General features: G+C 64.8%; 10 protein-coding genes. 5 read left to right on the top strand and 5 right to left on the bottom strand.

All coding sequences use genetic code 11. The annotated features are described in order from the left end of the window. Window positions 1-54 precede the first annotated feature (54 nt). The 4 genes from FJ979_RS03845 to FJ979_RS03830 all read right to left on the bottom strand — a co-directional run bounded on the left by FJ979_RS03845 (window position 55) and on the right by FJ979_RS03830 (window position 6,546). Window positions 55-438, bottom strand: a complete 384-nt coding sequence (locus tag FJ979_RS03845) for an RNA-binding S4 domain-containing protein (RefSeq protein ID WP_140517614.1) — start codon at window positions 436-438, stop codon at window positions 55-57. Between the two features lie 26 nt (window positions 439-464). Then, complete coding sequence (locus FJ979_RS03840) at window positions 465-3,779, bottom strand: helicase-related protein (RefSeq protein WP_140580077.1); 3,315 nt, start codon at window positions 3,777-3,779, stop codon at window positions 465-467. 737 nt (window positions 3,780-4,516) lie between these two features. Continuing rightward, on the bottom strand, window positions 4,517-5,242 hold the full coding sequence (phbB, locus tag FJ979_RS03835) for an acetoacetyl-CoA reductase (RefSeq protein WP_140493339.1): 726 nt from the start codon (window positions 5,240-5,242) through the stop codon (window positions 4,517-4,519). A 119-nt stretch (window positions 5,243-5,361) separates the two neighbouring features. Further along, window positions 5,362-6,546 (bottom strand): acetyl-CoA C-acetyltransferase, encoded by a 1,185-nt coding sequence (locus tag FJ979_RS03830; protein ID WP_140493342.1) that lies wholly within the window; start codon window positions 6,544-6,546, stop codon window positions 5,362-5,364. Here FJ979_RS03830 and FJ979_RS03825 point away from each other — a divergent pair. Then, window positions 6,527-6,724, top strand: coding sequence for a hypothetical protein (locus FJ979_RS03825; RefSeq protein ID WP_140493345.1), 198 nt, complete (start codon window positions 6,527-6,529; stop codon window positions 6,722-6,724). The two genes, FJ979_RS03830 and FJ979_RS03825, sit on opposite strands and share 20 nt — an antisense overlap. Before the next feature lie 117 nt (window positions 6,725-6,841). After that, window positions 6,842-7,450 carry a polyhydroxyalkanoate synthesis repressor PhaR gene (gene phaR, locus FJ979_RS03820; protein ID WP_140493348.1) on the top strand — a complete coding sequence of 203 codons (609 nt, stop codon included), beginning with the start codon at window positions 6,842-6,844 and terminating at the stop codon, window positions 7,448-7,450. Window positions 7,451-7,474: 24 nt separating this feature from the next. Here the strand turns inward: phaR and FJ979_RS03815 are convergent, their stop codons facing one another. Continuing rightward, window positions 7,475-8,617, bottom strand: coding sequence for a citrate synthase (locus FJ979_RS03815; RefSeq protein WP_140493351.1), 1,143 nt, complete (start codon window positions 8,615-8,617; stop codon window positions 7,475-7,477). Window positions 8,618-8,708: 91 nt separating this feature from the next. Here FJ979_RS03815 and FJ979_RS03810 point away from each other — a divergent pair, with 91 nt between their 5' ends. The 3 genes from FJ979_RS03810 to FJ979_RS03800 all read left to right on the top strand — a co-directional run bounded on the left by FJ979_RS03810 (window position 8,709) and on the right by FJ979_RS03800 (window position 13,090). Next, window positions 8,709-9,797 carry a citrate synthase/methylcitrate synthase gene (locus FJ979_RS03810; protein ID WP_140560808.1) on the top strand — a complete coding sequence of 363 codons (1,089 nt, stop codon included), beginning with the start codon at window positions 8,709-8,711 and terminating at the stop codon, window positions 9,795-9,797. A 212-nt stretch (window positions 9,798-10,009) separates the two neighbouring features. Then, window positions 10,010-11,140, top strand: a complete 1,131-nt coding sequence (locus FJ979_RS03805) for a patatin-like phospholipase family protein (RefSeq protein WP_140517577.1) — start codon at window positions 10,010-10,012, stop codon at window positions 11,138-11,140. Between the two features lie 774 nt (window positions 11,141-11,914). After that, window positions 11,915-13,090: an efflux RND transporter periplasmic adaptor subunit gene (locus FJ979_RS03800; RefSeq protein ID WP_140580076.1), complete on the top strand. Its 1,176-nt coding sequence runs from the start codon at window positions 11,915-11,917 to the stop codon at window positions 13,088-13,090. Window positions 13,091-13,110: the final 20 nt, after the last annotated feature.

Below are 13,110 nucleotides of genomic sequence, written 5' to 3'. Positions count from 1 at the left end.
CGGACCGTTGTGTCGGCGGCGTGGAAGAACATACATGCCTCCGTGCACCGGCGGTCAGTCGTCGCCAAGCAAGCGGTCGGTCTCGCGGCGCTCCTTCTTCGTGGGGCGGCCGCTTCCGGCCTCGCGCAGCCCTGGGATCGCGTCGGGAGGCGCCTCGCCCGTCGGTGCGGCAGGCGGCGACATGTCTTCGTAGAGCGTGCGTGCCTCCACGGCGGGGCCGCGCCGGCTTCCCGCATCGAGCACCTTCCAGATGAAGATGCGCCGCTCCAGCGTGATGGTCAGGACGTCGCCAGGCTTGACCAGGTCGGAGGCCTGCGCTGCTTTGTCGCGATTGATGCGCACCCGGCCGGCCACGACCAGTTTGGCGGCCAGCGAGCGCGATTTCACCGCGCGCGAGAAGAACAGCCATTTGTCGATACGCTGGCGGTCGGTGGCCATCGGGGCGACCATCGGATCCTGTGCGGCTATTTCTTCAGCTGGTCGCGCAAAGCGGCGAGCTTGGCGAAGGGAGAGTCGGGATCGAAGCGCACCGGGCGCTCCTCGCGCGGTTTTGCCTGAAACGAGGGTTTGGCGCCTTGCGGGCCGCCCTTGCCTTCCGGCCTGCCGCCCGGCCGGCCCTCACGGCGGTCAGAACGCTCGCCCTGCGGCTTTCCCTCCCGCCGTTCCCCGCCTTCGCCTTGCGGCCTGGGCTTGAACTTCGAGCGATCGAAACGCGGCTTGCCGGCGCCATCGCGGCGCCCTTCATGGGCGGGCCGGGTGCCGGGCTGGCCGACAGCGGCATCCGCCGGGGCATCGGAGCGCGCCGCCTGGCCGTTGCGCGGCCGGGCGCGGTTCTCGTGGTGACGGTGACGAGGCCGCTGGTCGAAGCGGCCCTGCCGCCACAACAGGATCGGCTTAGGCTCTTCGGCTTCCGCAGCGGGTCCCTGTTGGGGAGCGTCGGCGCTGTCACCCCCCTCGCTTCGCTCCGCGACCTCCCCCGTCGAGGGGGAGGTGAGAGCGTCGGCGCTTTCGGCGGCAGAAGTCTCAGGCACGGCTTCTGCTACAGGCGCAACCTCTTGCGTCGCTTCGGCTGGAACTTCGGGTTGTTCTTCCGCAACAGTTTCGGCCGCTTCCGCAATGGGTTCAGCAGGAATTTCGACGGCGGTCTGGGCAGTCGCAGTTTGCGGATCTTCCGCCGATGTCTCCTCAGGCGTGTCCGTCGCAGCCGCCTCCGCCGCCTTGGCCTGCTCGGCGCGCGCGGCCTCTTCCGCTGCCAGCTTGGCCGCCACGGCTTCCCGGGCGGCATTGTCCTGCGCTTCCAGCCGTGCCTTGACTTCGGCCGCCGGCTTCGGCTCGGCACGGTAGCCAAGACCTTTCAGGATTTCTTCCATGTCATCGGCCGTGGCGCCGAGAATCGACATCATCGGCGGCGTCACCATGAAAGACTGGCCGTCATAGGCGCCATCCGGACGCTGGCCGAGGCCGGGCTTCCAGTTGGTCGCCGGGCGGATCAGGTCGGCCAGCCGTTCCAGAATGTCGATGCGCACGGCGCGGCGGCCGAGATTGCGGTAGCCGGCAAGCTTGTAGAAGGCCTTGTCGAAAGCCGGATCGATGACCACCGAGGTGCGGCCCGATGCCAGCGCATGGACGACGTCGCCGAAGCCGAGCTTGTCCTTGCCGTCGTTTTTCAGCGCCCACAGCAACGTCACCAATCCCGCGGGCGCCGGCTTGATCAGCGCCGGCACGAAGACATGATAGGCGCCGAAGCGCACGCCCAGCCGGCGCAATGCCGCGCGGCCTTCCTGGTCGAGCGACTTCATCTCCTCGGCGATGTCGCGACGATTGATAAGGCCGAAATTCTCGACCAGCTGGAAGGCAATGCCGCGGCCGATACCCGATATCTGCTCGGCATTCTTCAAATCGACCAGCGGCTTCAGCAGGGATTCGATCTGGAAATTGACGAAGCGCTCGGCGCGCGCGGCGACCTTGTCACGCGCCGGGCCGGTCAGCTGTTCGTCGGCCAAAAGCACCAGACGCGGCTTCAGCGCGTCTTCACCGGCAACCAGAGTGCCGATCGGCGCGCCGATCCAGCGCAGCGTGCCGTCGGAACCGAGCGCGATGTCGCCATTGGCGCAGGCGCCGAAGCGTTCGGCGCGTGCCTCGAACTCCGCCGCCAGCGCCTTCTGGGCGGCCGCGCGCACGGCCTTGGCGTCTTCGCCGCCAGCGCTCTGATCGGCGGTGAAACGGAACCCCTGCAACTCGCCGACATGGTGGCCTTCGACGAGGACGGTTCCGGTTGGGCTTATTTCGGCTTCAGGCATGGTATTTTCTCTAAGGCGCCGCATGAGGACGGAAGTCCTGCGGTCTACGAAGCGTTTCGTCAACCGCTCATGCAGCGCATCCGACAATCTGTCTTCGATTTCGCGCGTCTTTTCCTGCCAGTGTGCCTGATCGGCCAGCCAGCCGGGCCGGTTCGACACGAATGTCCAGGTGCGGATCTGGGCGATGCGATGCGACAGCGTATCGATGTCGCCCTCGGTGGTGTCGGCGCGGCGCACCTGCTCGGCCATGTAATTCTCGTCGACATGGCCATGCCTGGCGAGGTCCATGTAGATCGACGCAATGAGGTCGGCGTGCTGGGCCGGCGCTATCTTGCGGTAGTCGGGGAGCGCGCAGGCCTCCCACAGCAGCGCGACGCGCCTTGCGTCGGTGGCGAGCGCCCTGATGTCCTCGTCACGCGACAGGTGCTCAAGCGCCTGCGCATCGACTGCCGGCAGCGCACGGGTCAGGCCCTCCACCGGGGCATTGGTCTCGATCGAGCGCTTCAGCGCGTCGAGGCTGGCGAAATTGAAACGCGCTGTGCGCCACTGCAGAACCTTCACGGGGTCGAAGTCGTGGCTTTCGATCTTCTTGACCAATTCCTCGTCCAGCGGGTCGACCTGGCCGGTGACGCCAAAGGTGCCGTCGCGCAGGTGCCGGCCGGCGCGCCCGGCGATCTGGCCAAGTTCGGCCGCCGTCAGGTTGCGATACTGATAGCCGTCGAACTTGCGGTTCTGGGCGAAGGCGACATGGTCGAGATCGAGGTTAAGGCCCATGCCGATGGCATCGGTGGCGACGAGATAGTCGACGTCGCCCGACTGAAACAGCGCCACCTGGGCGTTGCGGGTGCGGGGCGAGAGCGCGCCAAGCACGACGGCCGCACCGCCCTGCTGGCGGCGGATCAGTTCGGCGATGGCATAAACCTCGTCGGCGGAGAAGGCGACGATCGCTGTGCGCCGGGGCAAGCGGGTCAGCTTCTTCGAACCGGCATAGGCCAGATGTGACAGCCGCGGTCGTGTCACCACCGAGACGCCTTTCAACAGGCGCTGCAAGATGCCGTGCATGGTGGCGGCGCCGAGCAGCAGCGTCTCCTGGCGGCCGCGCAGATGCAGGATGCGGTCGGTGAAGATATGGCCGCGCTCGAGATCACCGGCAAGCTGCACCTCGTCGATGGCGACGAAGGCGGCATCGGTCTCGCGCGGCATGGCTTCGACGGTACAGACCGAATATCTCGCGCCTGGCGGCTGGATCTTCTCCTCGCCGGTGATGAGCGCCACCTTGTGGGGACCGACCTTTTCGCAGACGCGGGTGTAGACCTCTCGCGCCAAGAGCCTGAGCGGCAGGCCGATGATGCCGCTTTCATGCGCCACCATGCGCTCGATGGCGAGATGGGTCTTGCCTGTGTTGGTCGGCCCAAGCACGGCAGTCACGTCGCGACCCGACAGGATCAGCGGCTCGGTGGGTTTCGGATGGATGTTCATCGCTCGGAAATAAGGCTTTCTGGCCTCTCATTGTCGGGAGCACGCCTCGGGTGGCGCGTATGACAGGCGACACATAGGGATTTCAGGCGCGAAGCGAAAGCGGAATGTTCCGCTGGCGGTTCGAAGTCACCTCCGTCGAGCTTCGGTTCGGCTGCTGATTAAGGGTTGGAACGAGTGATTAAGGGTTGGAACGAGTCTGGAACGAATCGGCGACGAATCGCTGACTCGCCCGGATTCAGGTTTTGTTCACGGCTAGATGTGGAGTTTTGGCTGATGATCCTTACCACATGCTGGATCACGGAATTGGCCCGTTTCATGCTAGGCGAGAGCCGCCGTTAACTTTCGCTGGCAAAGCCGTGTGGCAGCCCGCCTTGCTTCATCCAAGCTTATGAAATTGTTGAACTTTCTTAATAGAAATTAACAGTTTGATAGGCGATTGCAACTGCTCTCGTTAACATTGCGGCCAAACATGGAACGAAAGGGCGACGAATCGGCGATGTCGGGATTTTCCCTGTTTGTTCACGACAAGATGTAGTGTTGCGCACAGGTTTTCCACCGACAATGCACAGCTTATCCAGGCAGTTTTGCACAATACCCGCTGCCGCGATTAACCTTTGCGTGCCGGATTGGAACAGCAGGCCGACAGCCGTCATCGGACGGCGTCACGGACATCCGAAGCGGATGGCGAACGAGCCCTCCTTCAATCGGCACCGGGAAGCCGGCAGCCCGGCGAGACCTCAGGCGAAGTACTGGCCGCCATTGGCGGTGATGGTCGATCCCGTGATGAAGCCGGCGTCCTCGGAGGCGAGGAAGACGACGCAGCGCGCGATCTCCTCCGGCTCGCCGAGGCGCCCGACCGGGATTAGCGGGATGATGCGTTCGTTGAGCACCTTCTCATCGATCGCCCGGACCATTTCGGTGGCGATATAGCCTGGGCAGATGATGTTGACGGTGATGCCCGCGCGGGCTCCTTCCTGGGCCAGAGCCTTCGAGAAACCGATGTCGCCGGCCTTGGCCGCGGAGTAGTTGACCTGGCCGGCCTGGCCCTTCTGGCCATTGATGGAGGAGATGGTGATGACGCGGCCGAACTTGCGGTCGCGCATGCCGCTCCACAGCGGATGCGTCATGTTGAAAACGCCGGAGAGATTGGTGTCGATGACCTCCTTCCACTGCTCACGCGTCAGCTTGTGGAACATGGCGTCGCGCGTGATGCCGGCATTGTTGACCAGCACCGCGACCGGGCCCAGATCGGCCTCGACCTGCTTGATGCCGGCGGCGCAGGCGTCGTAGTCGGCGACCGACCATTTGTAGGTCTTGATGCCGGTTGTGGCCGTGAACTTGCTCGCCGCCTCATCATTGCCGGCGTAGTTGGCGGCAACCGAATAGCCGGCTTCCTTCAGCGCCATCGATATTGCCGCGCCGATGCCGCGCGATCCGCCCGTGACGATTGCAACCTTGGTCATGCGCTCCCTCCCTTTGGTTGGGAGAGTGAACAGGGAGTAGCGAATGACGAGCAGGGATCAGATATCCCATTGCGCCGACGCCGTTCTTCCCTATTCGCTACTCCCCATTCACTTCTCTTTTAGAGCGCTTCGACGCACATGGCGACGCCCATGCCGCCGCCGATGCACAGGGTGGAGAGACCCTTCTTGGCACCTCTTCGGCGCATCTCGTGGACCAGCGTGTTGAAAATGCGCGCGCCAGAGGCGCCGATCGGATGACCGATGGCGATGGCGCCACCATTGACGTTGACGATCGAGGGATCCCAGCCCATGTCCTTGTTGACCGCGCAGGCCTGCGCGGCGAAAGCCTCGTTGGCCTCGATCAGGTCGAGATCGCCGACCGACCAGCCGGCCTTTTCCAGCGCTTTTCGCGAGGCGGGAATCGGACCGGTGCCCATGATCGCCGGGTCAACGCCCGCGGTCGCCCAGGAGACGATGCGCGCCAGCGGGGTGATGCCCCGCCTGGCAGCTTCCGCTTCGCTCATCAAAAGCGCGCCGGCGGCGCCGTCGTTGATGCCGGAGGCATTGGCGGCGGTCACAGTGCCGTCCTTGTCGAAGGCCGGCTTCAGTTTGGTCATGGCATCCAGCGTCGCGCCATGGCGGATGTATTCGTCCTGGTCGACAATTGTATCGCCCTTCTTGCCCTTGATGGTGAAGGCGACGATCTCGTCCTTGAACCGGCCGGCCTTCTGCGCGGCCTCGGCCTTGTTCTGCGAGGCCAGCGCGAACTGGTCCTGGTCCTCGCGGGTGATCTGGAACTGGCGGGCGACGTTCTCGGCCGTGTTGCCCATGTGATAGCCATTAAAGGCATCCCACAGTCCATCCTTGATCATGGTGTCGATCATCTTGTAGTCGCCCATCTTGACGCCAGCGCGCAGATGCTGGGCGTGCGGCGACATCGACATCGATTCCTGGCCGCCGGCGACAACCACCTTGGCATCGCCGGTGGCGATCTGCTGCATGCCGAGCGCGATGGCGCGCAGGCCCGAGCCGCACACCTGGTTGAGGCCCCAGGCGGTGGTCTCCCTGGGCAGCCCGGCGAGGATCGAAGCCTGGCGGGCGGGGTTCTGCCCTTGGGCCGCGGTCAGCACCTGGCCAAGAATGACCTCGTCGACTTCGGCCGCCTCGACGCCGGCGCGCGACAACAATTCCCTTACGACGACGGCGCCAAGCTCGTGAGCCGGGGTGGCGGCGAAAGCGCCATTGAAGGAACCGACCGGTGTGCGCGCCGCGCTGGCGACGACGATGGCATTGGAAGCGGGCATTCTGTTCTCCAAACTTCAAGCTGATGTTCTGTCATTGAAGACTTTTCTTGCCCTTTCCCAACCCCGAGTCAAACCGGAAATCGGCAGGGCACCCATGCGTCGCAAGCAAGCTGCGCATGGCCGCGACATCAAGCTGTCCGCTGCTGCGCAGCATATTTCACCGGCCATGCAGCGATAATTAATCCCGCACTGCACAAACTGCTTGGAATTGTGACGCTTTTGCGCATATCCTTTGAACGGGCGCAATCGTTACCGGCGGCTTACTCAGGCGCGCCGGTGTCCGGGGAGGATGCAGATGGCTGCGAAAGACGATCCGATCGTCATCAAGAAATATGCCAATCGCCGGCTCTACAACACCGGCACCAGCACCTATGTGACGCTCGAGGACCTGGCCGAAATGGTCAAGAAGGGCGAAGAGTTCACGGTGCAGGACGCCAAGACCGGCGACGACATCACGCATCCGGTTCTGACCCAGATCATCTTCGAATTGGAGAACAAGGACGGGCAGAACATGCTGCCGATCCCGTTCCTGCGCCAGTTGATCGCCTTCTACGGCGACCAGATGCAGATGATCGTGCCGAGCTTCCTCGAACAGTCGATGATCGCCTTCTCCAAGGAACAGGAGCGCTTCCGCGAGCAGATGAAGGGCGCTATCGGCAAGTCACCACTCGACATGATGAAGATGGCCACGCCGATCAAGGCGCTGGAGGAGCAGACGCGCCGCAACATGGAAATGTTCCAGAATGCCATGCGGCTGTTCACGCCTTTCCCGCCGGCAGGCTCGGCACCTGCGGCGGCCCCCGCCGAACCGGCCAGGAAGGAAACGCCGGAAAAACCCGACGATCTGCAGCAGTTGAAGGACCAGATCGCGGCCATGCAGCGCAAGCTCGACACCATGTCGTGAGCGCGCAGCGCTTTTCTTCCGATCCTACGGCAATAATCCCTCATAGCGACCGCGCGGCCTGATGCTGCCGCCGCTCATTGCCTGTTCGACCATGTGGGCGGCCCAGCCAACGCTGCGCCCAAGCGCGAACAGCTGGAACGGCGCATCGCGCGGCAGGTCGAGGCTGCGCGTCAGAACGGCCAGGGCAAAGTCGACGTTCGGGCGGGCGCCGGTCGCGGCAATGGCGGCGATTTCCAGCGATCGCAATGTTCTGTCGGTGTTGTCGATGGCCGCCAAAAGCGCCGTGGCGCGGGGATCGCCTTCGGGATAGAGCGGATGGCCGAACGCTGGCAAAGGCCTGTCATGGCCGAGCCAGCGCCGGATCGCCGCATCGGCGCCGTGCCGCGCCGCATCGTCCGCGAGTTGCATCACCGCCTCGCCGGCGCCACCGTGCCGCGGACCGGAAAGTGTCGCCAGACCCGCGAGCAGGCAGGCGGCGGGCGAGGCTCCGGTCGAGGCCGCGACGCGCGCCGCGAAGGTCGATGCGTTGAGTTCGTGATCGGCAAGCAGCACAAGGGCGCGCCGGATAGCCTGCGCCCCGCCTTCATCCACCGACCAGCCTCGCGCCAACCGCATGTGCACCGGATCTGATCCCGCCGAGGCGCCAAGAGCGCCGGCCAGCACGCCGATCGCGCGCGCGGCGTCGGCGCACAGCGAGGCGGCGCCGCGCCCTAGTGAAGGCCGCCCCTGGCCGGCGAGCATGGCAAGTTGCATGAAGGCCGGGGCTCGGCCGAGTTGTTGGGATTGATCCGAGGCCGGAGCCTCGAAACCCACCGGCTCAGGCAGGGCCCACAGCACGGCGGCGGTCTCTTCGAGCGTGGCATGTTCGGACAGCGCAACGGCGTCGCGGCCCCGATAGACAAGGTGGCCGTGCGAAACGGTCGAGATCGAGGTGACGAGCGAGGGTTCGCCCCAGGCGATGGCGCTTTCGGCGATGGCCGATGGGCTGCGTCCGCGCTCTCTTCGCATCATCAGGGCCGCGATATCGTCGGCGCGATATTGGCTGCGGCGTGGATCGGCACTGTCCGGGCGCATGCCGATGCGCCCGCGACTGACATAGGCGTAGAGCGTCTGCGGCCGCACCTTGAGCCGTTCCAGCGCCTCGTCCCGCGGCAGCCATTCGGACATGTCGGTCCCATATTGATTATGTTGATCAAGATTGATGCGCGTGTTGCCCATCCTTATCCTTAGTGTCGGAAAAGCTCAAGGAGACAAAGCCATGGCGAACGGGCTCGATGATGTGGTGGCGGCGGAAACGGTGCTGTCCGACGTGGATGGGCTGGGCGGCCGCTTGACGATCCGGGGGTACTCCCTGCCGGAACTGGCCGGGCGATGGAACTATCCGCAGGTCGTTCGCCTGCTTCTCGACGGCTTCTTCTACGACCTTCCCGGAGACGCGGAACTGGCCGCGAGACTGGGCCAGGCGCGCGTCGAGGTGTTCGACCGGCTCTTGTCTTGCCTGCCCCTGCTGGCGCCGCTCGACGTCTATAGCGCCATGCGTGCCGGCATGGCGTTGCTGCCTGACGGCGAGACGCTGACGGACGCGCTTGGGCTGATCGCGGCGCCCGCCGTGCTGACGCCGGCGCTGTTGCGCCTGCGGCGCGGCGAGCAGCCGGTCGCGCCGGATGGGAGGGCCGATCATGCCGCCGATATGCTGAGGATGCTCGACGGTTCCGTGCCGACGCCGGCTCTGGCAAGGGCACTCGACACTTACCTCGTGACCGTCTGCGACCACGGCCTCAATGCCTCGACCTTCGCCACGCGCATCGTCGCCTCGACGCAGGCCGGGCTGACATCGTCGGTGCTGGCTGGCCTCGGGGCGCTCAAGGGCCCACTGCATGGCGGCGCGCCCGGCCCTGTCATCGAGATGCTCGACGCCATCCAGGCGCATGGCGACACCGCCGGCTGGCTGCGCGGCGAGATCGCGCGTGGTGAACGCATCATGGGCTTCGGCCACCGCATCTACCGCGTGCGCGATCCGCGCGCCGATGTGCTGAAGGCGGTGGTGCGGCAACTCGGCGGGGAGGGCGAGACCGGTCGCCGGCTGGCCTTCGCCGAGACAGTCGAACAGGCTGCGCTCGATGTGCTTCGGATTGCCAAGCCGCAGCGCTCGCTGCAGACCAATGTCGAGTTCTACACCGCGTTGGTGCTGGAAGCGGCGGGTTTTCCCAGCCAAGCCTTCAGCAATGTCTTCGCGGCCGGGCGCGTCGCCGGTTGGGTCGCGCATGCGCGCGAGCAGCAGACGACGGGACGGCTGATCCGGCCGCTGTCGCGCTATGTCGGACCGATGCCGGACCTCGTCGCCTGAGCATCAAACCTGTTTGGAAGATACACCGCGCCCTCCGCCACAAGGCGGAGGGCGTTTCCGCATGATCGAAATTTCATGCCATCACGCGACCGTGCTCGTGTTCTTGCCTTGGTGCGTCCTTATATGCTGCACTGCAACATAGGTCTGCCGTGACGCTGACGTCCCGATTCCCGGGCACGCAATAAGTCAGGCACCGGGATCGACAGGAACGCATGACGAAGAACGGCAAGGCGGAGGAAGTAAAGAAGATCAACATCGCGCTTCAGGGCGGCGGTTCCCACGGGGCTTTTTCCTGGGGCGTGCTCGACCGGCTTCTGGAGGATGGCCGGCTGGAGATCGCAGCGGTGTCCGGCACAAGCGCGGGCGCGATGAACGCGGTGGCGCTGGCCGACGGCTTCGTTCGCGGCGGCGTCGAAGGCGCGCGCAAGAAGCTCGACGACTTCTGGCATGCGGTGGCGGCGAAGGGCCGGTTCAGCCCGGTGCAGCGCATGCCGTGGGACGTCGCCTGGGGCAATTGGTCGATCGAGAACACGCCGGGTTATGTCTTCTTCGACACCATGTCGCGCGTGTTCTCGCCCTATGTCGCCAACCCGCTCGGCCTCAATCCGCTGCGCGACGTGGTCGCGCAGGGGATCGATTTCGACAATGTACGCGCCTGCAAGTCGATGGAACTGTTCATCTCGGCCACCAATGTCGAGACAGGGCAGTTGCGGGTGTTTTCCGATGGCGAGATCGACCTCGACACAGTGATGGCCTCGGCCTGCCTGCCGCAACTGTTCCGCGCCGTCGAGATCAAGGGCGTGCCCTATTGGGATGGCGGTTATGGCGGCAATCCGGCGCTCTATCCGTTCTTCAAGACGGCTGCCACCGAGGACGTGCTTTTGGTGCAGATCAATCCGGTCGTGCGCGAGGGAACGCCCAAAAGCGCCAATGAGATCCAGAACCGCATCGACGAGATCACCTTCAACGCCGGGCTGCTGCGCGAATTCCGTTCGATCGCCTTCGTCAAGGAACTGATCGCCGCCGGCCGCCTGCCGCGGGGCGAGTACCGGGACATCCGCATGCACCGCATCGACGCCGATGAGGCCTTCAAGGACCTGTCGGCATCATCGAAGGTCAATGCCGAATGGGCATTCCTGGCCTATCTGCGCGATCTTGGCCGCACCGCCGCCAGCGACTGGCTGGAGGAGAACTACGATGCCGTCGGCAAGCGGCCGACGCTCGACCTCTCCGGCGAGCTCGACGACGGCTTCAAGCCGGTGCGGGGTCCGGCACCTGGCCGACGGGTGAAGGAATTCCTGGCCGCGCGCAAGAACCCCGAAGCGGAGCGTCGCCGGGCCTGAACCCGCATCCGTCACACGGGCGTGATCTGCCGCGCGGTGCCAGCAAGTTCCTTCCGGGCGCCAGCAACAACCATCGCGTGTGAGGCGCGCATCATCATGCTGACGCCTGCTGCCAGTGTCGTGCGGGCGCCGCTGTTGGGCGCCATCCCTCGACCGTATCCGGAACGGTGACTGGCGGGCGAGGAATACTGCCACGAACAGCACCAGCAGGCGTTTTGTTCGAGGCTATATCATGTCTCAAGCCCAGACGGCGGAACGCGATGGAGCAGACGCATCGAGGCGACCCGTCCTCGCTCCTGGAGCATCCGGCTTGACCAGGGAACGACGCTCTGGATCAGAGTTGAACGGTCCGTTCTTCAAGCAATTCCAGTGTGTTGCGTGAAATGTCGCACGCCGGGATGGTCCGTCAGGCCGAGGTTATCATCGTGCTCGAAACCCGCGTGGGGTTGAAAATCGCCTCGCGCCGGCGTCGTGCCTCCGAGAGCAGACGCAGGCCCGGCGGCACCGGGCCTTCAACGGCCGATCATCGGTCGCCAACGAGCCCCGCTAAAGCCGCACCCTAGTTGGGCAAAAAAATGCTTCGCGACGGCTATACTCTGTCCAGCTTCGCAATGCTGCTGCAACTTTCCGACTATATTGCGTTGCAAACTTGATGTAGAAGCGCGCTTCGCCGATCACGGCAATTTGAACACGGCCTGGCGCGCACCCATATCGGCGACGCGCTCCTCGAGGAGGACGTAGTCCCGGCCAAACCCCGCAGTGGAAAAAACGACGATGCCGAAAATCAGGTTTCACAAGCTTGCTGCCATTGTTGTGCTCATCGGTTTCGCCGCCTGGATGGCGACGGGCGAGTTTTCATCCGTTGGCAGTGCCGCCGCCGACGCCCAGAGGGCGGCAGAGGCCGAAAAGGCCAAGACGCCGGAGGCCGGCAAGCCGAACACGGCGCAAGCCGAGCCGAAAGCCGCGCCGCGCACCGTCGCGGTGGTGACGCCGCCGCGCAAGACCTATGCGCGCGCTATCCGCATTTCGGGGTTGACCGAGGCCGACAAGCGGGCGGTGCTAGCAACGCGCGTCGCCGGTGTCATCGACAAACTGCCGGTCAGCCAAGGCCAGCACGTCAAGACGGGCGATCTGGTTCTGATGCTGGCGGCCGAAGAGAAAATCTCGAATGTCGACAACGCCAAGCAGTTGCTGGCGCAACGCAAGGCCGAGCTCGACGCCGCCGAACGGCTGGCCAAGACCGGCAATCTGCCGAAGCTGCAGCTCGACACGGCGCGCTCGAATTTGACCTCGGCGCAATCGATGCTGGAGACCGCGCAGGCTGAGCTCGACCGCAACGAGGTCAAGGCGCCGTTCGACGGCGTCATCGACAGGGTGCCGGTGGAACTCGGCAGCTCGGTCATGCAAGGCGGCGAGGTGGCGACCATCCTCAAGCTCGATCCGGTGATCGCCCGCGGCGAAATCAGCGAACGCGACCTGCGCTATATCAAGATCGGCGAAGAGGCCAATGTGCGCCTGGTCAACGACCAGAAGGTCACCGGCACCGTGCGGTATATCAGCCGCGACGCCTCCTCCCAGACCCGCACCTTCCGTGTCGAAGTGGCGATCCCAAATGCGGATGGCAGCATCCCCGCCGGCATGACGGCCGAGATCACGCTCAGCGCCGAGCCGACCGACGCGGTTCTGCTGCCGCGTTCGGTGGTGACGCTGGGTGACAAGGGTGATCTCGGCATCCGCGCCGTCGGCAGCGACGACAAGGTGGCCTTCTACCCGATCGACCTGGTGGACGACACGCCGAACGGTCTCGTGCTCGGCGGAATTCCGAAAGATGCGCGCATCATTGTCGCCGGCCAGGAACTGGTGAAGGAAGGCGATATCGTCAAGCCCGTCGAGGCCGACCAGGTGACCATCAACAAGCTGATCGGCGAAGCCACCGCCGGTACGCAGTAGCGCAAAGCCCGGCGTCGGGA

This window comes from Mesorhizobium sp. B1-1-6 (assembly GCF_006443035.1).
Lineage (GTDB): Bacteria > Pseudomonadota > Alphaproteobacteria > Rhizobiales > Rhizobiaceae > Mesorhizobium.
Note: the sequence above shows the minus strand (reverse complement) of the source record. Positions and strands in the feature narration are given on the sequence as shown.